The sequence below is a fragment of the Nitrosopumilus sp. Nsub genome, assembly GCF_001541925.1.
Taxonomy (GTDB): Archaea; Thermoproteota; Nitrososphaeria; order Nitrososphaerales; family Nitrosopumilaceae; genus Nitrosopumilus.
Genome location: NZ_LQMW01000018.1, coordinates 24,130 through 48,561, shown reverse-complemented (window position 1 = coordinate 48,561; position 24,432 = coordinate 24,130). Strand labels below are relative to the sequence as shown.

General features: G+C 30.3%; 29 protein-coding genes, 1 tRNA gene and 1 pseudogene. 10 read left to right on the top strand and 21 right to left on the bottom strand.

The genetic code is table 11. From position 1 onward, the window contains the following. Positions 1–280 (top strand): annotated as a pseudogene (locus AW732_RS08735) (hypothetical protein); the annotation flags it as partial. Between the two features lies 1 nt (position 281). On the opposite strand, the gene hisI reads toward AW732_RS08735, so the two are convergent. The 13 genes from hisI to AW732_RS04615 all read right to left on the bottom strand — a co-directional run bounded on the left by hisI (position 282) and on the right by AW732_RS04615 (position 10,644). Next, on the bottom strand, positions 282–608 hold the full coding sequence (gene hisI, locus AW732_RS04675; protein ID WP_067959242.1) for a phosphoribosyl-AMP cyclohydrolase: 327 nt from the start codon (positions 606–608) through the stop codon (positions 282–284). Positions 609–708: 100 nt separating this feature from the next. Then, positions 709–960, bottom strand: a complete 252-nt coding sequence (locus tag AW732_RS04670; RefSeq protein WP_067959239.1) for a type II toxin-antitoxin system RelE/ParE family toxin — start codon at positions 958–960, stop codon at positions 709–711. Continuing rightward, positions 961–1,185 carry a hypothetical protein gene (locus tag AW732_RS04665; protein ID WP_067959236.1) on the bottom strand — a complete coding sequence of 75 codons (225 nt, stop codon included), beginning with the start codon at positions 1,183–1,185 and terminating at the stop codon, positions 961–963. It lies immediately after the preceding gene. Positions 1,186–1,243: 58 nt separating this feature from the next. Beyond that, the gene (hisF, locus tag AW732_RS04660; RefSeq protein WP_067959233.1) at positions 1,244–2,047 is read right to left on the bottom strand and encodes an imidazole glycerol phosphate synthase subunit HisF; all 804 of its coding nucleotides are present in this window, start codon (positions 2,045–2,047) and stop codon (positions 1,244–1,246) included. Further along, a complete protein-coding gene (gene hisA, locus AW732_RS04655) occupies positions 2,044–2,751 on the bottom strand; it encodes a 1-(5-phosphoribosyl)-5-[(5-phosphoribosylamino)methylideneamino]imidazole-4-carboxamide isomerase (protein WP_067959231.1) in 708 nt (235 codons plus the stop codon). The genes hisF and hisA overlap by 4 nt, the downstream gene beginning before the upstream one ends. Further along, positions 2,748–3,356 carry an imidazole glycerol phosphate synthase subunit HisH gene (hisH, locus tag AW732_RS04650; protein ID WP_067959228.1) on the bottom strand — a complete coding sequence of 203 codons (609 nt, stop codon included), beginning with the start codon at positions 3,354–3,356 and terminating at the stop codon, positions 2,748–2,750. Before hisH ends, hisA begins: the two co-directional genes overlap by 4 nt. Beyond that, on the bottom strand, positions 3,356–3,943 hold the full coding sequence (locus AW732_RS04645; RefSeq protein ID WP_067959225.1) for an imidazoleglycerol-phosphate dehydratase: 588 nt from the start codon (positions 3,941–3,943) through the stop codon (positions 3,356–3,358). Before AW732_RS04645 ends, hisH begins: the two co-directional genes overlap by 1 nt. A gap of 25 nt (positions 3,944–3,968) precedes the next feature. Then, entirely contained in the window at positions 3,969–4,937 is a 969-nt protein-coding gene (locus AW732_RS04640) for an HAD-IA family hydrolase (protein ID WP_067959222.1), read from the bottom strand. Next, complete coding sequence (hisC, locus tag AW732_RS04635) at positions 4,934–6,004, bottom strand: histidinol-phosphate transaminase (RefSeq protein ID WP_067959218.1); 1,071 nt, start codon at positions 6,002–6,004, stop codon at positions 4,934–4,936. Before hisC ends, AW732_RS04640 begins: the two co-directional genes overlap by 4 nt. Then, complete coding sequence (hisD, locus tag AW732_RS04630; RefSeq protein WP_067959217.1) at positions 6,004–7,272, bottom strand: histidinol dehydrogenase; 1,269 nt, start codon at positions 7,270–7,272, stop codon at positions 6,004–6,006. Before hisD ends, hisC begins: the two co-directional genes overlap by 1 nt. Then, complete coding sequence (hisG, locus tag AW732_RS04625; RefSeq protein ID WP_067959247.1) at positions 7,272–8,249, bottom strand: ATP phosphoribosyltransferase; 978 nt, start codon at positions 8,247–8,249, stop codon at positions 7,272–7,274. Before hisG ends, hisD begins: the two co-directional genes overlap by 1 nt. 39 nt (positions 8,250–8,288) lie before the next feature. After that, positions 8,289–9,545, bottom strand: coding sequence for a hydroxymethylglutaryl-CoA reductase, degradative (locus AW732_RS04620; RefSeq protein WP_067959214.1), 1,257 nt, complete (start codon positions 9,543–9,545; stop codon positions 8,289–8,291). Position 9,546: 1 nt separating this feature from the next. After that, on the bottom strand, positions 9,547–10,644 hold the full coding sequence (locus AW732_RS04615; protein WP_067959211.1) for a PQQ-dependent sugar dehydrogenase: 1,098 nt from the start codon (positions 10,642–10,644) through the stop codon (positions 9,547–9,549). An 81-nt stretch (positions 10,645–10,725) separates the two neighbouring features. On the opposite strand from AW732_RS04615, the gene AW732_RS04610 reads away from it, so the two are divergent. Together AW732_RS04610 and AW732_RS04605 are read left to right on the top strand one after the other, a co-directional pair. Then, positions 10,726–10,800, top strand: a tRNA-Met gene (locus tag AW732_RS04610). 371 nt (positions 10,801–11,171) lie between these two features. Then, positions 11,172–11,429, top strand: a complete 258-nt coding sequence (locus AW732_RS04605) for an LAGLIDADG family homing endonuclease (RefSeq protein ID WP_348625415.1) — start codon at positions 11,172–11,174, stop codon at positions 11,427–11,429. A 36-nt stretch (positions 11,430–11,465) separates the two neighbouring features. Here the strand turns inward: AW732_RS04605 and AW732_RS04600 are convergent, their stop codons facing one another. Then, entirely contained in the window at positions 11,466–12,518 is a 1,053-nt protein-coding gene (locus tag AW732_RS04600) for an endonuclease NucS domain-containing protein (RefSeq protein ID WP_156416068.1), read from the bottom strand. A gap of 221 nt (positions 12,519–12,739) precedes the next feature. Between AW732_RS04600 and AW732_RS08420 the strand changes: the two genes are divergently transcribed. Both AW732_RS08420 and AW732_RS08990 read left to right on the top strand, forming a co-directional pair. Then, positions 12,740–12,874, top strand: coding sequence for a helix-turn-helix domain-containing protein (locus tag AW732_RS08420; RefSeq protein ID WP_172790396.1), 135 nt, complete (start codon positions 12,740–12,742; stop codon positions 12,872–12,874). 67 nt (positions 12,875–12,941) lie between these two features. After that, a complete protein-coding gene (locus tag AW732_RS08990) occupies positions 12,942–13,064 on the top strand; it encodes a hypothetical protein (protein WP_256381642.1) in 123 nt (40 codons plus the stop codon). Between the two features lie 11 nt (positions 13,065–13,075). On the opposite strand, the gene AW732_RS04595 is transcribed toward AW732_RS08990, so the two are convergent. Further along, positions 13,076–13,945: a Fic family protein gene (locus tag AW732_RS04595; protein WP_156416067.1), complete on the bottom strand. Its 870-nt coding sequence runs from the start codon at positions 13,943–13,945 to the stop codon at positions 13,076–13,078. A 709-nt stretch (positions 13,946–14,654) separates the two neighbouring features. Between AW732_RS04595 and AW732_RS04590 the strand changes: the two genes are divergently transcribed. Next, positions 14,655–14,906: an AbrB/MazE/SpoVT family DNA-binding domain-containing protein gene (locus AW732_RS04590; protein WP_067959200.1), complete on the top strand. Its 252-nt coding sequence runs from the start codon at positions 14,655–14,657 to the stop codon at positions 14,904–14,906. Further along, complete coding sequence (locus AW732_RS04585; protein ID WP_067959197.1) at positions 14,884–15,234, top strand: type II toxin-antitoxin system PemK/MazF family toxin; 351 nt, start codon at positions 14,884–14,886, stop codon at positions 15,232–15,234. Before AW732_RS04590 ends, AW732_RS04585 begins: the two co-directional genes overlap by 23 nt. A gap of 66 nt (positions 15,235–15,300) precedes the next feature. On the opposite strand, the gene AW732_RS04580 is transcribed toward AW732_RS04585, so the two are convergent. Both AW732_RS04580 and AW732_RS04575 read right to left on the bottom strand, forming a co-directional pair. Beyond that, entirely contained in the window at positions 15,301–16,614 is a 1,314-nt protein-coding gene (locus AW732_RS04580) for an AAA family ATPase (protein ID WP_067959193.1), read from the bottom strand. Positions 16,615–16,930: 316 nt separating this feature from the next. After that, entirely contained in the window at positions 16,931–18,259 is a 1,329-nt protein-coding gene (locus AW732_RS04575; RefSeq protein ID WP_067959190.1) for a tRNA(Ile)(2)-agmatinylcytidine synthase, read from the bottom strand. An 82-nt stretch (positions 18,260–18,341) separates the two neighbouring features. Between AW732_RS04575 and dph2 the strand changes: the two genes are divergently transcribed. Then, the gene (dph2, locus tag AW732_RS04570; RefSeq protein WP_067959188.1) at positions 18,342–19,337 is read left to right on the top strand and encodes a diphthamide biosynthesis enzyme Dph2; all 996 of its coding nucleotides are present in this window, start codon (positions 18,342–18,344) and stop codon (positions 19,335–19,337) included. On the opposite strand, the gene AW732_RS04565 is transcribed toward dph2, so the two are convergent. Both AW732_RS04565 and AW732_RS04560 read right to left on the bottom strand, forming a co-directional pair. Further along, positions 19,332–19,937: a tetratricopeptide repeat protein gene (locus tag AW732_RS04565; protein WP_067959185.1), complete on the bottom strand. Its 606-nt coding sequence runs from the start codon at positions 19,935–19,937 to the stop codon at positions 19,332–19,334. The two genes, dph2 and AW732_RS04565, sit on opposite strands and share 6 nt — an antisense overlap. Before the next feature lie 2 nt (positions 19,938–19,939). Continuing rightward, entirely contained in the window at positions 19,940–21,019 is a 1,080-nt protein-coding gene (locus tag AW732_RS04560) for a zinc-binding dehydrogenase (protein ID WP_067959183.1), read from the bottom strand. Positions 21,020–21,105: 86 nt separating this feature from the next. On the opposite strand from AW732_RS04560, the gene AW732_RS04555 reads away from it, so the two are divergent. Further along, positions 21,106–21,660, top strand: a complete 555-nt coding sequence (locus AW732_RS04555) for an exosome complex RNA-binding protein Csl4 (RefSeq protein WP_067959180.1) — start codon at positions 21,106–21,108, stop codon at positions 21,658–21,660. Positions 21,661–21,664: 4 nt separating this feature from the next. Beyond that, positions 21,665–22,480, top strand: coding sequence for a prephenate dehydratase (gene pheA, locus AW732_RS04550; protein WP_067959177.1), 816 nt, complete (start codon positions 21,665–21,667; stop codon positions 22,478–22,480). Here pheA and AW732_RS04545 read toward each other — a convergent pair. After that, positions 22,477–22,947 (bottom strand): hypothetical protein, encoded by a 471-nt coding sequence (locus tag AW732_RS04545; RefSeq protein WP_067959175.1) that lies wholly within the window; start codon positions 22,945–22,947, stop codon positions 22,477–22,479. The two genes, pheA and AW732_RS04545, sit on opposite strands and share 4 nt — an antisense overlap. A 35-nt stretch (positions 22,948–22,982) precedes the next feature. Next, positions 22,983–24,413 (bottom strand): IMP dehydrogenase, encoded by a 1,431-nt coding sequence (guaB, locus tag AW732_RS04540; RefSeq protein ID WP_067959172.1) that lies wholly within the window; start codon positions 24,411–24,413, stop codon positions 22,983–22,985. Between the last annotated feature and the right edge of the window lie 19 nt (positions 24,414–24,432).

Below are 24,432 nucleotides of genomic sequence, written 5' to 3'. Positions count from 1 at the left end.
GCCTCAAGATGAAAAAGGAGAAATGATATTTTTCCGACCTATGGAAAATGGTGATGGTTGGACAAAGTATATTTCAATGAAATTTGATGGACAATCAAAAGAAAAATTTAATTTGTATTTTGAACCAAAACTTTCAGAATTGAAAAAAATATGTACAGTAAATGAACTTACAGGTACATGGAATGTACAATTTGTTGGGACAGAGTATTCAGATATGAGTTTTGAAATAGTTAATCAAACTGCTTCATGGGATGAAAGAACATTTGAACCAGTCTGCTAAATTATTTTAATTCATGATGAAAACAAATCTTTTCACCAGTGTGACAAGCTGGACCTGACGGTTCAACTAGATAGATTATTGCATCAAAATCACAATCAACTAAAATTTCTTTAATTTCTTGAGTGTTACCAGATTCTTCACCTTTCATCCAGAGCTTATTTCTTGAACGACTCCAAAACCATGATTTGCCAGTTTTTTTTGCAAGTTCTAAGGATTCCTTATTTGAATAAGCAAGGGTTAAAACATCTTTTGTATTTGCATCTTGAACAATTACAGGTACAATTCCACCACTTTTTTCAAAATCAATTTCATCAATAGATTTGTTCATAAAATGTATTTTGAGGATATGTATTATAACAGCTGCGATGAAGTATTTTGTTTGATTAAAAATACATTAAGATTAAAAGTATACTCTATTTTTACAAGATTTAAAATTTATAAGAATTTTTTCTATGTCTCACACGAATTATGTTAATGATCATTTTATTTTTTATTAAATTCATTATTACTCTATAATCACCTACCTTTAATCGTCTATAGGAACTGTTTGTCAATTGAGACGTTCTAGTCATTGGATCTTCCATACATTCATCAAGTAACAATAAAATTCTTTTTTGATTTTTTTTGTCAATTTTTTTGATATTTTTTCTTGCCTCAGCAGTCCAAATTATTTCCCACATTTACAATCCAAGTTCTTTTTTAATTTGTTCATGATGATATACTCTACCCTCTTTAAGATCATCTAAGCTTTTTTGAATTCCTTTAACATCATCATCAGTCAAAATCAGATCATCCTCGTATGTTTCTATCATTCGTTTTACCACTTGTTCCAATGGCTCTTTTGGATAATTTCTAAAATTACTAATCTGTTGTTTTGTTTCATGTGAAATTTTCATTGTGCTCATAATACAATATACTAAGGTGTACTATGATATAATATTTTACAGTATTAGATTTTTAAAATTACAATCTTACAGAAATGAATTTTTCCCTTAAATCTTTTTTCACACCGTTTACGCCATGTGTATTGTAATGAAAAATAGTAGCTGCAAGAGCTGCATCTACATCTGACTTTTCAAAGATATCTACCATGTGAGATGACTCACCACAACCACCTGAAGCAATTACTGGAATAGAAACTGAATCAACTACTGCTTTTGTCAAGGTGATGTCATATCCATTTTTAGTTCCATCAGCATCAATGCTAGTAAGTAAAATTTCACCTGCTCCCAAAGAATCTGCTTTTTTTGCCCATGAAATGGCATCAAGTCCAGTTCCCTTTTTGCCACCAAAAATAAACACCTCAAACCAAAATTTTCCATTACCTTCATCAAACAGAGTAACACCAGGTTTTGTCAAATAGTTTCGTTTAGCATCAATTGCGACAACTACACATTGTCTGCCAAAGAGATCTGCCAATTCTGTAATTACTGTAGGATTATTTATTGCACCAGTGTTAATTCCAACTTTGTCTGCACCATTAAGTAAAATATTTCGTGCATCATCAACTGATTTTACACCACCACCCACAGTAAATGGAATATTAATCACAGAAGCAACCTTTCGTACCAATTCCTTTATTGTTTCTCGTTGTTCATTAGAAGCTGTAATATCAAGAAATACTAATTCATCTGCACCCTCATTACTATATTTAGCAGCTAATTCCACAGGATCTCCAGCATCTTTTATGGATTCAAAATTTAGGCCTTTAACGACTCTACCATTTTTTACATCCAAACATGGAATAATTCTCTTAGTTAATGTCATGATAATTTCTTTGTCTCCTTGATACTAATTTTATTTTCGTATAGTGCTTTTCCCAAAATTACACCCCAGGCATTTTTTTGTTTTACTTTAGGAATATCATCAATGTTTGAAATTCCACCACTTGCAATCACATTTGCCTTTTCTAAACTGCATGCCTCTTCTAGAAATTCCAGATCAGGACCCTCCAAAGTACCATCACGATTAACATTAGTTAAAAGAAATTCTGTAAAGCCAACGTGTAAAAATTCCTTCATAGAATCAATTAATGAAATATCAGTATTACTTTGCCATCCATGTGTAACAATAATACCATCTTTGTGATCAACTGAGATTACAATTTTTTCAGGTCCTAGTTTGGTAAGTAAATTTTGTAATAATTCAGGCTCCTTAAACGCTAAAGTTCCAATTACAACTCTATTAACAATCTCTAAAGCTTCAAGAATTAATGATTCAGAACGCAAGCCACCTGCTATTTCTACTGGAATTGATACTGAAGAAACAATTTTTTTAATCAATTCAAAATTTGTTCCCAGTCCCAAAGTAGCATCTAAATCAACTAAATGAATCAAGTCTGCACCAGCATCTTCCCATTGTTTAGCAATAGATATAGGATCATCACTGTAAACGGTTTTTTGATTTGGATCACCTTTGTAGAGTCTAACAACTTGCCCATTCATTAAATCAATAGCTGGAATAACTTTCATTTTTTACACACATTTAGAAAATTTTGTATCATTATTTTTCCAACATCTCCTGATTTTTCAGGATGAAATTGAGTTCCAAAGAAATTATTTTTTTCAACAACTGCTGGAACTTTAACACCATAATCAGATTCAGCAGTTATTACATCATCAAATTTAGGCTTTGCACGATAAGAGTGAACAAAATAAACCCATGAACCATCATCAACACCTTCTAAAATAGTTCCAGATTTTTTAATCTCTAAATTATTCCATCCCATGTGAGGAACTTTCATTGTAGAGGGTAAAACGACTATTTCACCATCAATTACATTAAATCCTTTTTCAATCCCTTCTTCACTTTTTTCAAAAAACATTTCCATACCTAAACATATGCCTAAAACAGGAGTATCCTCTTTTACATAATCATGAAATTTAGTTTTTGAATTTTCATTAATGCTCTTTATTGCAGGATCAAAATTTCCAACACCAGGTAACAACAATCCTGAATAAACATTTGGTTTATCAAAAGAAGTGATCACATCAACTGATGCACCAGCTTGTTCTAGACTATTTTTTAGGCTGAAAATATTTCCAGCGCCATAATCAAAGATTGCTAAATTTACCATCACATTGAACCTTTTGTACTTGGAATTCCTTTTTGTTTTTTATCAAAGGATGATGCAGATCTAAATGCTACAGCCAAAGATTTGATTGCAGATTCAACTTTGTGGTGATCATTATCTCCATACTTTACAGTAAGGTGAATACAGCTATTCAAATTTTGAAGCAGTGATTGGAAAAAGTGTTCCAAGTCTTCTTTAGATACATTTTCAATTTTACTTCGTTTAATTGATAGAGTCAATTTTGAAAAAGGTCGTTTTACAAGATCAATAGATGCTTCAGCTAAAGATTCATCCATAGGAACAGAAGCATAGCTAAACCTAGTAATTCCTTTTCTAGAACCTAATGCCTTATCAATTGCCTGACCAATTGTAATTGCAGTATCTTCAATTAAGTGGTGTTCAATACCATCATTAGATTTTGCATTTACTTTAAGATCCATCATACCGTGTTTTCCAAATGATGTTATCAAGTGATCAACAAAATTAATTCCAGTTTTGATACTAGTTTTTCCTTGTCCATCAAGATTTACAGATACAGAAATAGTAGTTTCTTTTGTACTTCGATTAACTGATGCTTTTCTTTGAGCCATATTTTTCACAGATTATCTGATAGATTTATTCTAAATTTAATACCTTTGGTAGTAAATCAATGGAGTCAATGACAAGAATAGCCTCATTTTGCTCAAATAATTGTAATTTTTCCTCAGGATTTTTACTAGTTCCAATTATTCCACAAAAAGTTGTCTTATTGCCCAGAATTGTCGCTTTTTTAGCCATAATAAAATCCTCCATAGAGTCACCCACATACAAACAAGATGTACTGTTCATCCCAGTAATAGAGGTCACAAGGGATTGAGGATTAGGTTTGGCAAGATCTCTTGGTTCATCTTCTAAAAACATTGAATTTTTTAGATCAAATTTATCAAGCAAATTTTTTAACGAATATTTAACGGATTCTTTACCTCGTCCAGTGACCATAGAAATTTTTTTGTGAAATTTATTTTCCAATTTATCAGATAAATGATTATTAAAAATTACAATATCATTTTCAATTAAACCTGGTTCAGAAAATTTTGATTTAGTATTAAATAATTTTGAATATAGTTCTGGTCCATAAAATAATTGATCAAATATTTGATATAAAATATTGTCCTTATGTGAACCAGGATAAGACAATTGTTTAATTATTTCAGATATGTCAGTTTGATTTTTTAAGAAATTTTCAACAGATTTGATACCTGTTGAATCAGAATTTTTTATTACCAGGTTAATGAATTCAGTTTGATCTTTGTTTAATTTTTTTGCAGCAACAATTGAAAGAATTGCAGCATAAGTCAAATCAACTTCATCATTAAAACCTCCAGTTGATTTAAAACCATCAATAATTTTAAAATCTATTTTAATTGAGTCATTGATTTTTGCTAAAGTTTCTAAAACATATTTTGTTGTTTTAACTATTGTTTGATCATAAGAATTTGTAATATCAACTAATACTCCATCACAATCAAAAACTATACTATCAAACGTAGTAGAATCAAATGAATCATCAACATAGATGCCTTTTGATTTTTGTGTTAAAGTCATCCCAAATAATCACGAATAGCCAACAAGAATTTTGAATTCATTTCTTTTGTTCCAATTGTAACTCTAAGACATCCATCATGATTTCCTATTTTACCCAGTTTTCTAATAGAAATTCCTTGTTCAGATAATGCCGAATATACTCGCTTATAGGAACTATGTGCATCAAATAGTACAAAATTAGCCTTGGAATCAAAGACTTCAAAAGCATCAAATTTTTGCAATGTTTCAATTATTCTTTGCCTCTCAGTTTTGATGATTTTTACTGCATTTTCCATCAAATTTACTTTTTCTAAGGCTAAAATTCCAGATTCAATTGTTATTGTACTGAGCGGATACGGATATTGTAAAACATTCAAAAACGCATCAGTAAATTTTTTGTTTGCAACAAAATAACCTAAACGAAGTCCTGCCATTCCAAAAGATTTTGACAGTGTTCTAACCACGATTAAATTATTTTGGGTTTTGACTAAACTAGAAAGGGAATAATCAGAAAATTCACCATATGCTTCATCAATAATTATCAAACCTTCAAAGGATCTGATTAATTTTTTTATCTCTGTCTTAGAAAATTGAAAACCTGTGGGATTATTTGGAGAATCCAGATATAAGATATCAGCATTTTTTGATTCTTTAAGAAATTGATCAATATCTAATTTCATATCATCAGAAAACGGAATTCTGATTAGTGGAATTGAATATAATTTACATCGTTGTTCAAAAAAACCAAAAGTTGGATTTGATGTAAGAACCTTAGTTTGTTTTGATGCAAAATTTGATAAAATTAAATCTAAAATTTGGTCAGAACCATTTCCAATCCCAATCATAGATGAAGGTACTTTTACAAACTTGGAAATCATTTGAATTAATTTCTCCACTCCACCAAGAGGGTATTCTCTTACATCAGAATTTTTTCTAGCGCCTGATACAATATCATTTTGAAATTGTTTTGATAACACATAATTTTCATTTGAATCAAGTTTTAGAGAGTTTTCATTTAATTCTGGTTTTTGATATCCACCAATAGAAGAAAATTCTTTTACTTTAGAATCAAACCAGTTTTTCTTCATCACAATCTACCTCTTACAGCCTGATAATGATTAGGTAATCCTTCAGCAGAAGTTAATGTGTCAAGATGTTTTGAAATTTTTGATAATGAGGTCTTTGATGCAATTACTTCGGTATTAATTTTAATAAAATCAATTACAGATAGTGAACCACGAATTTTTCCAAATCCATTTGTAGGAAGTATGTGATTTGAACCTAGTAAATAATCACTAGCAGAAGAAGGCGAATAATCACCTAGTAAAACTAATCCAGAAGAAGTGATTTTTGAAGAAAGGGATTTTGCATTTTTAGTCATGATTTGTAGGTGTTCAGGAGCCAGATTATTTATTAAATTTATCATGTCAGAATTATTTTTACAGACTGCAATAAATCCATTTTTAGATAAACTAGATTTTACTAAATCTTGTCGTTGAATAGTTGGCAATAATTTTGAAATTTTATGATTAACAAGTTTTGCAGTTTTATCAGAATTTGTAATTAAATAACAAAAAGTGTCACTACTATGTTCTGCTTGCGAGATCAAGTCAAGTGCTATGTATTCAGGATTAGCTGAATTATCTGCAATAATTCCTAGTTCAGTAGGACCTGCAAGCATATCAATTCCAGTGTTTTCACTAACAGATGATTTTGCTAATGTAACAAATGCACCTCCAGGTCCAACAATCTTATCGACTTTAGAAATTGATTTAGTACCAAAAGATAATGCAGCAATTGCCTGTACTCCACCTGTCTTATAGATTTCAGTAGCACCACAAATATCTGCAGCAACAATTGTTAGTGGATCAATTTTTCCATTAGAATTTGGAGGAGATACAACTACAATTCTTTTAACTCCAGCAACTTTTGCAGGAATAACAGACATAATTACAGAGCTTGGATATCTTGCAAGTCCACCGGGAATATAGCAACCAGTACTTTGAATTGGAATAAATTTTTTTAATATTTGAATTCCATCTTGATTAATTTTTTTGTCTTTGAAAATATTTTTTACAATAGATTCAGTTTTCTGAACTCTAGTTTTTGATAGTTTTATTGCAGTGATTTCATTTTTTGTTACTTTTGAATATGCGTTTTTAATTTCAGCCTTTGAAACTTTTAGATTAGAAATAGTAGCTCCGGTGAATTTTTTTTCATATTTTTTTACTGAGGAGTCACCGTTTTTCTGAACATTTTTTATTATAGTTTCAACTATTGCTTTATTTTTTTGAGCCTGTTTAGGAACGATTTTTGCAACAAATTGTTCAACATTTGTCACTTTATGGATTTTCATCAATTTTCTTCGTCGCGTTTTATTTCTTCGAGTTCTAATATTTGACGAGGTTCATGTACAACTAGTCCCTGAGCAATTTTTCTTAGTTTAGGAACAAGTTTGTGAAATTCTTCTTTTTTAATTACAGTATTTACTCCAAACCAACCGTCTTCACTAAGAGGACTAATAGTAGGTCTCTTTAGAGAAGGCATTTGGGATAAAAGCTTTTTCAGATTTTTTTCTTCAACATTAAGATAGATGTGCAAATATTTTCTTCCATTTACTGCACCTCTCATTAATGTAATAATATCAAAAATCTTTTCGCGTTTTTTTGGATCTTTTAATGATTTTTTGTTAATTATCAAATGTGCAGTAGAAGTCAATACCTCATCAACAATTTTTAATTTATTTTGTTTTAGAGTTGTTCCAGTTTCAGTTACATCCATAATTGCATCTACATCCTCTGGAGGTTTTGCTTCAGTTGCTCCAAATGATAAATGAATTTGAACGTCTTTGTTATTTCCCAATCTCATCCAAGGTGTAACAATTAGTGGATCTTTTTTTCCATAATATTTTTGATATGATTTTAAACTTTTGATAAATTTTGAAGCTGTTGTCAAATATTCAGAAGATATTCTTAGTGTTTTTTTCTTTTTGCCGTAATCAGCAATCATAGAATCGAGGTTTTTGTAACTGTATTTATCGGGAAATGCAATTACAAGTCTTATTTTTCCATATTCTAAATCAAGAATAGGTTCAACATCAGAATTTGTTTCACCAACCCAATCTTTTCCAGTTATTCCAACATCATACAACCCTTCAGAAACCAAAGTTGGGATTTCTTGTGGACGCAGCATTTTCATAATAATTGTGGGATCATCTAGATAGACACGATAAGTTCTACTTTTTCTATTTACTTTTGTCCAAGACTTTTCAAGAAGCTTGAATGTAGCATCTTCCAAACTTCCTTTAGGAATTGCAAATTTCACATCAGACATTTTCATTAGTTTTCACTTTTTAGCTATATAATAGGATGTTTAAATTTGATGAAGCAATTCTTTAGCTTTATCAAGTGAAATTGAATTAGCTTGAACCATTTTTTCAACAATTTGATCAATTTGATCAGGAGTAGCACCTGCTGCTGCTGCTAGATTTCGTGCATGTAATCTCATGTGTCCCTTTTGGATTCCTTCAGTAGAAAGTGCTCTAATTGCACTGTAATTTTGTGCCAATCCTGTTGCAGTCATTACACATGCAAGTTCTTGAGCAGATTCTACATTGAGTATTTTTGCACATATTTTTGCTACTGGATGTACATTTGCAATTCCTCCAACAATTCCAACAGATAAAGGAATTTCTAGAATTCCTACTAAATTGCCATCATCATCTTTACTCCATTTACTTAATGAACGATATTTTCCTGAAATTGCAGCATATGCGTTTGCAGCAGCTTCAATTGCCCTACTATCTTGACCCACAGCATTTGCAACAGAAATAATTCCATTCATTATTCCTTTATTATGAGTAACTGCACGATAGACATCATTGTCTGCAAATTCAAATGCCAAAATAATATTATCTACAACAGCCTCACCTCCAACAGATTCTTTTTCAAAAATGGCTTTTGCTTTTACCATACGTCTAGTGGAGTAATTTGATAAAATTCTCAATAATGCTTTTCCTCCTGTAATTTTTTCTAAAAGAGGCGATACAGCTTCGCACATTGTATTTGTTACATTTGCACCCATTGCATCTCCAACGTCAATTAATAATTCTACAATCAACATAGATCCAGCTGGCGTATCAATTTCTTTACAGGTAATTTCTTTTGCTCCTTTATTCATTTTTGATAAGGTATTACTCTTTGAATTTGCTAATTCTAAAATTTCATTAGTTTGTTCATGGATTTTTTTAATTGCAACATTTGTATCTGTGTTTAAAATTTGGATTTGGCCAATACTGTAAGATTCATCTGCAGTTACTTCAAATCCTCCTTTGATTCGTGCAACTTTAGCACCTTTTGATGCAGCTGCAATTACAGAAGGCTCTTCAATTACCATAGGAACCACATAGTCTTTGTTATTAATTTTAAAATTTGTTGCAATACCCAAAGGTAAGGAAAAAGTTCCAATTGCATTTTCAATCATTTTGTCAGCTTTATCAAAAGAGATTCCACCATTCACGTTTTCTAATGTGTTTAATTCCTCTTCAGAAAGATTTGCAAAATTTCCAATTATGTCCAATCTGTCTTTTCTAGATTTTTCAAAAAATTTGGAAATAGATGAATCAGCCATTTTATTTCAATATCCTCAATAATTTATCATCCAATCTATCTGGAAAACCTTTCCCGTCAGTATTTGAAGTAATAACATAGATACTACCATCAGAGCCTGCAACTACATCACGAATTCTTCCATTTCCACTAAGAATTGATTTTTGGGAGCTTAATCCTTCTTCAAAATCAACTTGATAAAGATTTGAGGCTCGCATAGAAGCCATAATGAATTTTGATTCAAAATTTATCTTGTCTCCAGAATAAAATAAAATTCCTCCAGGCTCTATACTGGGATCATAACACAATATTGCATTTTCAAAATCATCACTTCCAGAACATTGTTGTTCTGGCCATCCATAATTTTTTCCAGATTTAATTAAATTTATTTCATCATTTTTCTCAGGTCCAAATTCTGCCACATACAAATTATTTTGATCATCCCAAGTCATTCCTTGTGTATGTCTATGTCCTAGTGAATAAACGGGTGAATTTGGAAATGGGTTATCGCTTGGAATTGTACCATCATCATTTAATCTTAAAATTTTTCCTGCTAAAGAATTAACATCTTGGGGTAAATGGGAGTCATCAGATACGGTACCTGTTCCAACATATAATTTTCCATCAGGTCCAAATTTTAGAAAGCCACCATTATAGAAAGAAGAACCAGGAATTTTATCGATAATTGTTTCAACATCTTTTAATTTGTTATTTTCTTCAGTAATTCTCAATACTTTATTCCACAAATTTCCATTTTCTTCATATGTCAGAAAAACATAGAGAAAATTATTATCAGAAAAATTTGGATGTACTGCAATACCTAATAGTCCTCCATCAAATACATTAGGTGTACGAAATGTTGCTAAAGGTGATTCTAATAATTGATCATTTTCAATTACTCTAATTGCACCATCTTTTTCAGTTACAAAAATTCTATTATCATAAACAGCTATTGCGCGTGGCTTATCAAGATTTTCAGCTAGAATCATTACAGAGTCATTTTCGGAATACAAATTGGGTTTTGGTAATGGAATTGATGTTTCATTATCTGGAGAAGTTAAAACAAATATTGAAAATAAAATAGCACCACTAATTGCAGCGATTTGGATTTTTTTGTTCACAGGAAATCATCTTCTAAAATCCTATTAATTACTTTAAAAATTTGACAAAGCGTATATACAGCAAATCATCTTTTATCGATCAGCGGGGTGGGGAAGCCAGGTCATCCCGGCGGGCTCATAACCCGCAGTTCAATAGTTCAAATCTATTCCCCGCTATCTTTATCTTTTTTAAATAAGAATGATGAATGTAATAAGTCCAAAAGAAGCTAAAATAGCCGCACATGTATGTTCGTATGGATTAGTCATATTGAAAAGAATTGCTTGCAAATTGTTCAAGGTAGAAAATATCATCAAGACAGAAAAAGATGCCAAATAGGTTATTGTAATACAAATGAGAAATTATTAAGAGATTTTTCAACAGATATTTTAGAAATTTATCATATCAAAGTACGAAAAAACCACAGTTATGGTGTTCAAATCAAAAAGAGTTTATTTAAGAATCATAGAATTAGGCGGAAAGAATACACAAGTTGGTGTATTAAAAAAATCATCAAATCTACAAAAAAAAGTTAAAAAATTTCGATTGAATATTTTTTGATGATAAAGGAACAGTAGACAAAACAAATTTTGTTGTGAGAGTTAAAAGTATGAACAATGGAGGATTAGTTCAAACTAGACAACTAATGCATACAATTAATGTACCTTCAAGAATTACAAATCCTAACTGTGATAATAGTTGGTATCGTGTAATTTCAAGAAAAGATCTTGATAAATTCAAAAACGAGATTGGGTTTGAACATCCAAAAAAGAAAAATTTGTTAAATAAAATAATAAAAATTCAATAGTTCTGCAAGAAAATTAACTTTTAAAAAAACTTGAAATCATTTATTGATAGAATCTATAGATAATTCACAATACTCCAATCCGTATTGTATTAGTTCATTTTTTACATCATCAGAAATTTCAGGAGACACTAAAATTCCACGAAAATTCAGTGATGCACTAGTTCTAAGGTACTCTTTTTTGTAGCCATCTAATTGTCTACAATCTCTTTTAGAGGCTTTAGGATATTTTAATTCCAATCCCACATTATTTCCTGTTCCATCAAGGCATAGAAAATCAATTGAGCCACTGTTTAAGGAATATTCAGATTGCAACAAAGATAGATCAGATTCAATTTGAGATAGATTTTTGCACACATAGTCTTGATATTGTTTTTCTTTAATTATTGATGAATCTAAAATGGATTTTAGCTCTCCTGGATTTTTTGTGTAATTGTATATCCACCAATAATTCTCATCTAATTGATATGATATTACATTAGATGGTACAATGATATCTTTTGAGTGTAATTTTTTTAAAAATGGCACGTATGCACTAGATGGGATTGCCTTTGAGTGTAATAATTCTTGTGAAATTTCAGGGGCAATTCCATGTTTTAACAAATCCAGTAGATCACATTGCCACATTAGAGTTCTAGGTTTTTTTGAATCAAATATTTCATTTAGAATGTTGATGTGTGACAAATTATTATCATCACTCAAGTAATTGTCAATTTTTGTGCGTAATTCTTCAAATTCTTCTCTGTGAATAGTATTTTGAGTGATTTGATTTTTTGCAAATTGTGCAACGTCAGATTTTATTTGAGTTTGAGTGGTGTGAGTTATTGCCTTTATTTGACTTGCAGTCTCTAGTTTGAGATTTGATTGATTTTCTTCCAAATTTGATTTTAAAATCTCAAAATCATATTTTAAATCAGTAATCATTGCCAAGTGTGGAAAACTTTCACGAACTGTATCAATTCTTTGAGAGATTCTAGTTAATTCGGGTTTTATCTTTTGGTTAAATGTATCATCAGGGTTTAGGGTAGATTCTAGTTGAATAATTGTACGTTTTTGGATAAGATAAAAAATTACAGGTATTAGTATTGCCAAAATAGTAAATAAAACAATCAAACCAATTATAAAAAATTCATCAAATAAAATTTGTAAATGTATGATTTGAAAAATCACATCGTACTAAAACATACACATCATAAAGCATTTGAGTTGTATTATTAGTTGACATGCAGTGTATTATTAACACAAAACATTTGATCGCAATATTATAAAAATATCATAATTGGTATGTATCAAGCACTTAGATGTACTTTGCCATGACCAAAACTAGAAGATTGTGGAAAGATGCAGGAGTTCCTCAGAGCAAGATATACTATCTGCTTGACGCACTGGAGATGAAAGGACTAGTAGAACATACACAGAGACATCCAAGAGAAGTCAAAGCAAAATGAATTTTCATCAAAAAGTGCACTACTCAGAACACCATTTTAGAGTATTTACAAGAAAAAGAGGAGAAAAATGACTAAATTGATTCCAAGAAATTCTCACCAAAAGAGTATGTCAGAAGCATTTGTCAATTCCTTTGACAGTTATCCTATTGGGTATGGTTATGATAAAAAATTACATAATGTAAATTTCTAATGAGTGAGAATTTACATGTATTTTTTATTTGACTTTATATAATATTTCATGAACCATTTTAGAAAATACATGGAATCATTTTTCATACTAGACTTTTCAAGGGATTTGAAATAACCTTTTTTATCGAGATTTTTGATAAGCATTAACGGATAATTATATTTGAATAAGATATAATTCATCAACAATCTTGATACTCTACCATTTCCATCACCAAATGGATGAATTGATACAAACTCATAATGTACCATACATGCCAATTCCACAGGAGATATTTTCCCATCATACTTGTTTAACCAATTAAATAATTTTTTTAATTTTGGTTTAATTTGTGGAACTGTTGCAAATTCTATCTCATCATTTCCTTTAATTCCTACTCTATATGCTCTTATACTTCCTGCCTCACCGATTTTTGTTTGTTCAAAAATTTCACCATGCCAGGACAATACAACATCTTGTGTTATCGTTTTTAATTTTTTAGCATTAATCAATTTCATAAATAAATCATAATGCCTTTGAGTCTCTATTGTGTCAATTTGAGATTTTTTGTTTGGTGTGATGCCATGAATTAAAAGTCCTCTAGTATCATCTTGTGTCAAAGTGGATCCTTCCATTCGTTGTGTGTTATAAGTAAAAGTTATTCCAAAACTCTCAAAATTTTGTAGTTGAATTGATGCAGGTAATGTTTTTAGTTCTTTTTGATAATTCTTAAAAATACTTTTAATTTTTGGACTCCATTCATCAGAATAAAATTTCTGTAAAAATTCTCTTTTTAGTTTATCTATATTTTTTGGAATTGTTTTTCCCAGATATTTTCTTTTTTCTTTACCTTGTATGTTGTGCCTCAAATAATAAAATCCTCTTTCATTTACTATTATGACCACAAATGGTCACATACTATAAAATTATAAATATCTTTTTATTTATGAAAATATAGTATGTAGTATAGTATGTGATATTTTTATGGATTTCTCAAATAATACATATAGAAATGAGGATACCATTTCACAAAATCAAATAACAAAGCATTCAAGGATTATTTGGAATGTATGATGTAATAATCAAAGTAATGGCTATAGGGTTTTGCGAGCTAAACTAGGAGTGTGGTAGAGGTTTTGATTAATCGTCATGTGCTAATTCATCTAGTAGATCAGAATATTTCTCAATTAACTCATCTGTGATTTTCTCATCTTCTGGGCTCATAGTAATCTTATTCTCTCTGAAATATAAAAAGACATCTTATCAACAGTTTCTAAGTGCAATTCTTTTCCATGAAGTTTGATCTCTTTTAACATTTTTCGGATCTCTAAATTTGCAATTTCTCTAGCATTTCCATATCCTGCCCATAGGTATCCTTCCCAACTGTGCTGATCATTAATGGGAGAATCTGCATACCAATAATCTTTGCCTAGTCTGATAAATTGAACATGGTTTATGGTTTGATTCTATTTCTTGGAAGATGAGACAGTATAGGAAATAATGATTCCATTTTACACAAAATGGGATAATTTGGAAACTATGTAAAGTGAATTTAGGCACAAAATGAGACATTAATGATTAAATTTTAAAAGTAAGAAATTTCTTACATAATATATGAGTGAAGCAATACTAAAAACAATCAAAGTTTCAGAAAAGGGTCAAATTTCAATTCCACGTGAAATTCGCAAGTCATTGGGAATCAAAAAAGGAGACAATCTCATACTTGCTACAAAGAACAAAAAACTTTTGATTCAAAAAGCAACAAATCTTGAAAAAGAGATGGAATCAGATTTGATAAAATTTTCTGAAAAAACTGCAAAAAAACTTTGGGATAATAAAGAAGATGAAATCTGGAATAAAGTTTGATAGAGGTACAATAGTACTAATACCGTTTCCATTTACAGATTTGAGCAAACCAAAACTACGACCAGTATTGGTTATTTCAAATATTTCATACAACAAAGGCTCAAATGATTTTATTTGTTGTGGAATTACATCAAATTTGAATAACAAAAATAATTCTATTTTATTAGAAAATAAAGATATGAAAGAAGGTAGAATTCCAAAAAAAAGTAGAATAAAAATTGGCAATATATTTACACTACAAAAAGATTTAGCAGTAAAACAAGTTGGTAAAATTGATTCAAAAAAAATAAACCAAGTAATCTATTCTATAACAAAATTGATTTCATGAAAAACTAATCATAAAACAAGAATCAAAATAAAAAAACAACGTAATAATAAATATTTTAAAAATAGTTTACCATTTTCCTTCTTGATGTTCTTTTAGTTTACGTAACAAACCAGGCATTGTAGTAGAATGTTTTGCGTCATTAATTATTTTATTTACATTAGAAACTCCAGCCTTTTGTTGAACAGCATTTTTGTCCCACCATTCTTTGTTAATAGTTTCACCAACTATAGTAGGGGATACATCAAGTCGGAATTTTGTATGGTATCCACGACGACCACCTGAACCAGTACGAGAGAAAATAAAGCCATAGTTTTCAATTTCTACTAGAATTTGTGAAAAACGCCTATACTCTACAGGGTGAATACCAGAAGGTACAAGTTCACGATAACGATCAAAAAGAACGGCAGTAGCATGCCATTCCTCATCAGTTCCATACGTACGTTTTGCCAAAGCAAGTAAAATTAGTTTAACATGTAGGGATGTTGTTTGTAGAAATAGTGCAATACGGTCTACTTGCAGTGATTTGGTAGCTTCATCAACATGTTTTTTCTTAATTACAGAATCATCTTTTCCTGCAAGTTCAGCACATATTCTTAACAAATCAACTGCTCTTCTTGCATCACCATGCTCCAAGGTACAAAGACGTGCAATGTACTCTAAAACATCATTAGACACACGACGATTCAATGCAATTTGGGCCCTTGTCTTAATTATTTCTAAAATTTCACCTTCCCCATAGGGTTTGAAAAATACCTCAGAATTACCAATTCGAGAACGTACCCTATCATCTAAATCATAATCAGATAATACATTATTAGAAATTGTTACAATACAGATTTGTTTTTTAAATCGTAATAGTTCACTTTGTATCTCAACTAGTTTGTAAATCAAATCAGATGGACTACCACGAGTATCATGGAATATAGAATCAAACTCATCTAAAATTAATACAAACAAATCATTTGATTTAAAATATTTTTTTAATGCTTCTCGTAGTTGGCGCATTACAACTGTAATACCTTGAGAATTTTTTACATGTTCATTTGAAATGTTAAGTAACATTAGTTGGGCAGCTCCAAAAACAGTTTTTGTTTCACGTAAATTGACATAAAGCGGTTTTACAAAATCAAGATTTGCACACACATATTTTATAATGGCAGATTTTCCTGCACCACTTCGCCCATATACAGAAATCAAAGGTGGCACTTTGCCTTTTTTAAAACCATACAGATGAGTCATAAATTCTCTTGATTCAGATTCTCGACCTTTGAGACTTTTTGGTGGTTCAGTAGATAGAGTGTCAAGAGCTGATTTATCTGCAAATATGTCATTTTCTTTATCTAATTGATCTCCAAATTTTTTAATGTCATCCAAGTTCATTTTAATAATTCTCCACTAGAAACACACGTAAATATATCTGTTATAATATATAAATATATTTTTAATCAGAATATTTTGTCAGAAAAATATAATTTAAAAAAAACTAAAAAATAATCAATAATTTGTATTAAATATCAAAAATAATGAAATAAAATAAATAAGTAAGTAATTTAATGAAATATTTACAAAATAAGAAAAACAGTCATTTTAAATGAAATATGTGCAAAATAACAAAGTTTTCAAAAAAGAAAATATTTTGATCTAAAAGGATCAAAAATGGTTAATCATTGAGCCGGATTTAAAGTCAAACAATAAACTACTTTTCATAAACACAAAACCAAGATTGTGAGGCATCAAATATTGTAGTTTTGTTGGTTTTTCCAGTTCTCTGTAAAGGTCTAGTTAGGTGTCTATGAGCAGAAATTTTAGGAATATACAGTTGTTTTTTGATTTGTCTTGGAATTTCTAAAGATGTTTTTTTCAGATTTTTTGCACCACATTTGATACATTGAAATCCCTGATTACGACCTTTTGACTTCATTTTTTTCTTACATTTTTTACAAATAGGATTAGTTTTTGATAGATTTTTTTTAAGAGAGATAATTTTGATAAATTCAAGATTAATTATTCTTGGAAAATTCTTTGATGCTTTTCTTACTCCTCCTCCCACTGAAATTTTATCACCAATTATGAGATTTGAAGCAATTGTAGACATTCCTGTTTCTTTATACACAGCGCACCAAAATTCGTTATTTTTAGAATTAATTGTAAAAAAGACATGTCCTCCTTTTGTTATTTTTGGAATATTAGAAACAGTTCCAATTAAAGTTCCAGAAGCATATGGTTTCATAGTTTCAGAATTTAATTCATTTTTTAGATGATCACCAGTGCCTTGATTTGATTTAAAAATCATGTATCCATCTAACTTTTCATCACTTTGTAGAATTTGTGTAGCAGTAACTAACGAATCTACATTTTCTCCTCGTACTCCATAAAAAACTGGATCAGGTCCATGAGGCGTAATTAAAACTCGCCCTCTTTTTGTATCAAAACTGTTGAATGTATATGGAAAAGTCTCTTCTTGCATTTTTTTTACACTGTCTGTAGAGATTATTCTTTTTTTCCCAAATCTTCTTTTTTTTCTATAACTCAATAATTCCAAAGTATGATCATTAAAATCATATCCAATTGCACTGATTGCACCGATTAAACCCTGACCGTTTCCTTCATAATAAAAGTCAAGATTGTTTTTTTTAACAAATTTTTTAGCATTATTTCTGTTAATCAATTGCCACAAAGCTAAATTACTAAACTTTGTAAATTCAGAAGGAATTAAATCACTTTCAAAAAATACCAAACCAGGATTAGCACCATTTTCAGTATCAGAATATTTTGAAACCAAATTTTTGATTTGATTTTTTATTTTTGAAGGCTGATTAGTCTTAATTTTTAAGGAAACAGCTCCATTTCCTCGAGTTTTCCAAGGAATGTTAGGATTAAATCGGATTAGTTTTGGAAAATCAAGAAATTCTGTTTCTTGTTTTTGTAGTAAATCAACAATTTTGTAGGCTAGAAAAGTGGTGCACATTCCAGTGGGAGAGTCAGTATCGTCAAATCCAATATTTAAAACAGATTTTTTATTCACAATTTATCTAAGCAATTCATACATTTTTAGTTGTTGAAAATTACAATTGATTTAAATTAATAGCACAGTATTCGAAGCTAAATTGATAATAATTGATGAAAAAAGAATATTCAAAGAAATAGAAGAAAAAAAACCAGCTTCAGTTTCATTAAACGGTCCAGATGGAATGTTGCCACAAGTCCAAGATATGGCTATGAAAATTACAGAAAAATTTGACATTCCAGCATATGTTCTAGCAGATACAACATGGGGAACTTGTGATCTAAATAATACAGGTTCTAAAATATTAGGAGCAGATATTCAATTCAATATAGGCCATACAATCAATACAGAATCATTAGAAAAAAATTTGGTTTTAATTGATGCGTTTGATGATGTTGAATTTGACAGTGTTGCAGAAAAATGTACAAAATTGTTAAAAGGTAAATTGATTTCACTTGTTACAGATAGTCAACACCTACATCAAATGGATAAAGTTGAAAAAATTTTAATGAATAATGGAATTAATGTTAAAATTGGAAAAGGCAAAGGACAGTTAAACGACGGTCAGGTATTTGGCTGTGAATTTTATCCAGCAACAGAATTAAAAAAAGAAGTAGATGCCTATGTATTTTTAGGTCAAAGTAATTTTCATGCAGCAGGTATTGCATTATCAACTAATCTACCAACTTTTGTCCTAGATCCGTATTTTAATGAAGTAAGAGAAGTGACAGAATTTGCACGCTCTCTAAAAAAGAAAGCAACACTTGCCATTTTCAAAGCAGCAGAAGCAAATTCATTTGGAATAATTATCGGACTAAAAGAAGGACAATTATCAAAAGTATTTGGATTAAAATTTAAAAAAGAATTGGAAAAAGAAGGTAAAAAAGTTCAATTATTTGCATTAACGGATATTACAAATGAAAGATTAAACAATCTTAGAGGAATTGATGCATTTATCCAAGTTGCATGTCCCAGAATTTCAACAGATAATCAATTTGATAAACCAGTTTTATCAACACCTCAAGCAAACGCACTTTTGAAAGTTCTTCGAAAAGAAAGCATTGATGAATATCTAGAAATTCCACATTGGTTATAATTGAGAAATTAAGTTTTGAAATCTAGTATTTTTAGATAAATTTTCAAAAGATTTTGATTTTTTTGCTTTTATTTTATATTTTATATTTTGACAAATGGTGTGTTCAAGCACTTCTAATGCATCATCAAAATTTGATAACATTGAGAGACTGGATGCTTTATCAAAAAGCACGTCCCCATTATTTGGATAATCTTTTAAGATTTTATCACAGCATATTATTGATTCATTGAATTTTTTTAAAGAAAATAAAATACGTTCCTTATGATATAAAACGACATTATAATTTGGGTTATTTTTTAAAATTTTATCACATAAAGATAATGCTTCAGTTAAATCACCTTGTTTTCTATGCGAAGAGATGACGTTTACAAGTACTGATAAATCATCAGGAGATATTTCTAATGCAATTTTATAACATTTCATTGCACTAGTAAAATCTTTGAGTTTACTTAGTGCGTATCCTTTATTATTTAATGAGCTTATATTTTTAGGATCTTCATCTAATATTTTATCATAAAACGTAATTGCTTGTTGAAATTTTTTTTGTAAAAATAATCTATTGCCCTCATCTAAAAATGAATTTATTTTTGGATTAGTCATAATTAATCTGAATTTGGTTTTATCAAAATTTTTCCAAAAAGTCCTTTTCCATTTAACATTTTATTATGAGCTTCAACAGCATTTTCCAAAGTATAAACAGAATCAATTATTGATTTGATCTTACCTTTTGAAATCCAATAAAAACACTCTTCTAATTCAGATCTAGTCCCTTGAGTTGAGCCTAAAATATTAAGTCCTTTAAAGAAAATATGACGCAAATCGGTTTTTGCCATATACCCAGTCGTTGCACCTGTTGTAATTATTGTGCCACCATAATTTAACAAAGTTAATTCTTTATTCCAATGATTACCACCAATGTGTTCAAAAATTACATCAACACCTGGAACATCACCAAAAGGTTTTGGTATTTTTTTTGCTATTGATCTAACTTCCTTATGCCAATCGTCTTTTCGATGATCAACTGCATAATCTGCTCCAAGTTCTAGACATTTATCTAATTTCTCGGGACTTGCAGTTGCAATTACAGTACAACCAAATAATTTTGCAATTTGAATTCCAAAAGTTCCAATACCAGAACTTCCACCCATTATCAATACTAGTTGTCCTGGGTGAATTTTTGCTCTACCAACTAACATATGCCATGAAGTTAGTAATGTCATTGATGCAGCTGCTGCTTCATCATATGATACACCTTCTGGAATTTTTAGTACATTGACTTCAGGTAAATGAGTGTATTCACAATACCCACCCCAAAGTGGTCCAGTTTCAAATCCCCAAATTGCTCTTTTTTTACAATCATATTCTCGTCCATCAGTACATCTTTTACAAACTCTGCATGACATATTTCCATGAGAAACTACTCTATCACCAACTTTGATATTTTTTACATCATCACCAATTGCTGTTACAATTCCAGATGCATCGGTTCCTGAAATATGAGGCAATGGTATTGCTAATGGTTTTCCTCTCATCCCCCAAATATCATCATAGTTCAAGCCTGCTGCCATTACTTTGAAAACTACTTCATCAGATCGGGGTTTAGGTTCAGGTAAATTTTTTATTTTTAAGATTTTAGAAAAATCATCATTCTCAGTATATTCATCATAGACTAGGGCACGCATGATTATTTTGTGATATTTACTGATATATGATTTTTCAAAATATTTGTACCATAAACAATTATAATCATAAAAAGAAAAATTAGATTATGTCAGATAATGCAGTTTTTCCTGGTGATAAAATAGCATCAATTGAGGAATATGAGGCGGGAAATAACACTTTTGATGATGGAGATATGGTAAGAGCAGCTACAGTAGGAGAAAGAAATATGGATAAAGAAACACGCATAGTTGACATTAAACATCCAAAACTTCTATCAGTTCCAAATGTTGGCGATGTAATTATCGGAACAGTTGCAGCTGTAATGTCATCAATGATTGCAGTAACAATTGATTACATTAATGGAAATCCAACTACTTCAAAAGTAGAATGTATTTGTGGTACACGAAATATGAGAATAAGAAATGTAGCACTAGTTAATGATATTGCAGCTTTGAAGATTGTTGCTCATCTAAATGGAACAATTCATGCAGTAATGAATGAACCAGAATTAGGAATTATATTTACAAAATGTAGAAAATGTGGAGGTAAAGTTGTTACAAAATCTTCAGATGCCATTAAATGTACAGATTGTGGATGGATTGATGAAAGAAAACTTTCTTCAAATTTTGGAAAAGGCAATTTCGTAAAATTGAGAGAGTAAAAAAATGACTATTGTATCGTTCCAAGGTGAACGAGGTGCATATAGTGAAGCTGCTGCAAAATCTTTTTTCGATGATAATATTCAAACAATTCCATTACCAACATTTTCTGAAATTTTACAAAATACATCTAAAGATATTTCAGAATTTTCAATTTTACCTGTAGAAAATTCATTAGAAGGTAGTGTAGGAGAAAGTTATGATTCATTATATTCAACAGATCTAAATGTTACTGGAGAAACATATCACAAAATAGAACATTGTTTAATTGGTTTTGGTAAATTAGAAGAAATTGATACAGTGTATTCACATCCACAAGCTTTAGGTCAATGTAGAAAATTTATTGAAAAATACAAAATGAAAACAATTCCTGCTTATGATACAGCAGGCAGTGTAAAAATCATCAAAGAGTTAAAAGAAAAAAATTGTGCGTGTATAGCAAGTAAAGAAGCAGCAAAAATTTCCAACATGCCAATAATTAATGAAAATATTGCAAATAATCCAAATAACTATACTAGATTTTTAATTTTATCCAAAAAAGAGACCCATGAAACAGAAAATGATAAGACTTCAATAATTTTTTCCATTAAACATGAGCCTGGTTCACTTTTTAGAATAATTGAAAATTTTAATAAAAATAAAGTGAATCTCACAAAAATAGAATCAAGACCAACAAAAACTAATTCGTGGGAATACAATTTCTATGTAGATTTTGAAGGTCATCAGAAAAATATCAAAATTTCAGAAATGTTAGATCAAATAAAAAAGGAAACAATTTTCATTAAAGTTTTAGGCTCATATTCGTCTGCAAAAATAGATTAGAAACCTTTTGGTTTTCTTAAGGTAAAACCTAAACTAAATCCAAGAATGATTACTCCAGAGGTTATAACCATAAAATCAAATGTAATTCCAAATGGATCAGGAGTTTGATTCGTATTTGCAACAATTTCTAATTCACTAGCGCCGGTATTTTGAAGAAAGATGATTGTTTGACCATCTTCAACATGAGTCCAATCTAAAACTAATTCTTTTTTGTAAGAAGTGTTTGGAATAGTTAATCCATCACCAGGACTAGTAAGTTTAAGATCAAAAGCATCACCAACTATTTTCATATATTGTGGTGCATCTTTTGGTGCAGGAATTGAAAAAGAAGCATTGTCTCCTGAAGCAATTACAAAATTTTCGTTCATAGAAATTGTAGGACCCAAAGTATTAACTAAAGAATAAGCGCCTAATCCAATAACTAAACTGCCTACAATCATACCAATTATGGTTCTTTTTGCAAGCATGATTAAATCACCTTATGTACTGCTTAAAAAATTAACTACATCAAAGATACATCATGAGGCTGACTTTCTGCAAATCCAGCTCTAGACATTTTAATAAATTCAGCATTTGTTTGCATTTGAGGAATTGTATGTGCACCACAATAACTCAAACCAGAACGAACTCCACCAGTTAACTGTTTTAGAATATCTACAACAGTACCTTTGTACGGAACCATAGCTTCAACTCCTTCTGCAACATAATCATTTAGATCATCATCAAATGATGTTGATCCTGTTTCTTTAGATTTTCTTCCTATTGATGCAGCAAGAGATGCCATTCCACGATACACTTTGAAACGCTTGCCATTCTTTGTCAAGACGGTTCCAGGTGATTCATCAGTTCCACCCAACATGCTTCCTACCATAACAGTTGAAGCACCAGCTGCTAATGCTTTTGTAGCATCACCAGAAGTTCTAGTTCCACCATCAGAAATAATAGGAATACCATAATCACGACCTATTTTTGCACAATCCACAACTGCAGTTAATTGAGGAACTCCTGAACCAGTAATTACTCTAGTAATACAAATTGAGCCTGAACCAACACCAACCTTTACGGCATCAACTCCAGCTTTCATTAAATCTTCAGCCCCTTGAGCTGTTGCAATATTTCCTGCAATTAATTCACAATCAGGAAATGCTTTTTTGATATGTTTTACAGTGCTAATTGCATTTTCACTATGCCCATGGGCAATATCAACAACTAACGTATCAGCTCCTGCTTCTAAAAGAGATTCACTTCGTTCTAAAAAGTCACCTTTTACTCCAACTGCAGCTCCAACAAGAGGTCTACCTTTACCATCTTTTGATGCATTTGGATAATCAGCATTATTTGTAATATCTTTACTTGTAATCAAACCTTTTACCAATCCAGACTCATCTACAAGAGGTAATTTTTCAATTCTATGTTTGTGTAAAAGTTCTTTTGCATCATCAATAGATACACCAGATTTTGCAGTAACAACATCTTTAGTCATTACGTCTCGAATGAGGTTTTTAGAATTTGCAAAAAGTAAATCTCTTTCAGTTACAATTCCGAGTAATTTTGAATTGTCATCAACAACTAATAGTCCAGAAATATCTTTATTTTCAGCATAATCTAATGCATCTTCAATTGTTTTATCTTCAGTAATGGAATAAGGGTTTTCAATTATTACGCTTCCAGATCGTTTGACTTTAAGAACTTCATCTGCTTGCTCTTCAATTGTTAAAAATCTGTGAATAATTCCAATTCCACCTGCACGAGCAATAGTTACAGCCATAGATGATTCAGTAACTGTATCCATATTTGCACTCACAAACGGAATGTTTAGAGAAATATTTCGAGATAATTGAGTTGTTAGATCAGTTTGAGTTCTACTGGTAATATCTGAATATTTGGGTACGAGAAGAACGTCGTCAAATGTTAATCCTTCTTTAAATTCCAATGAAACCTTGTTTCAAAAG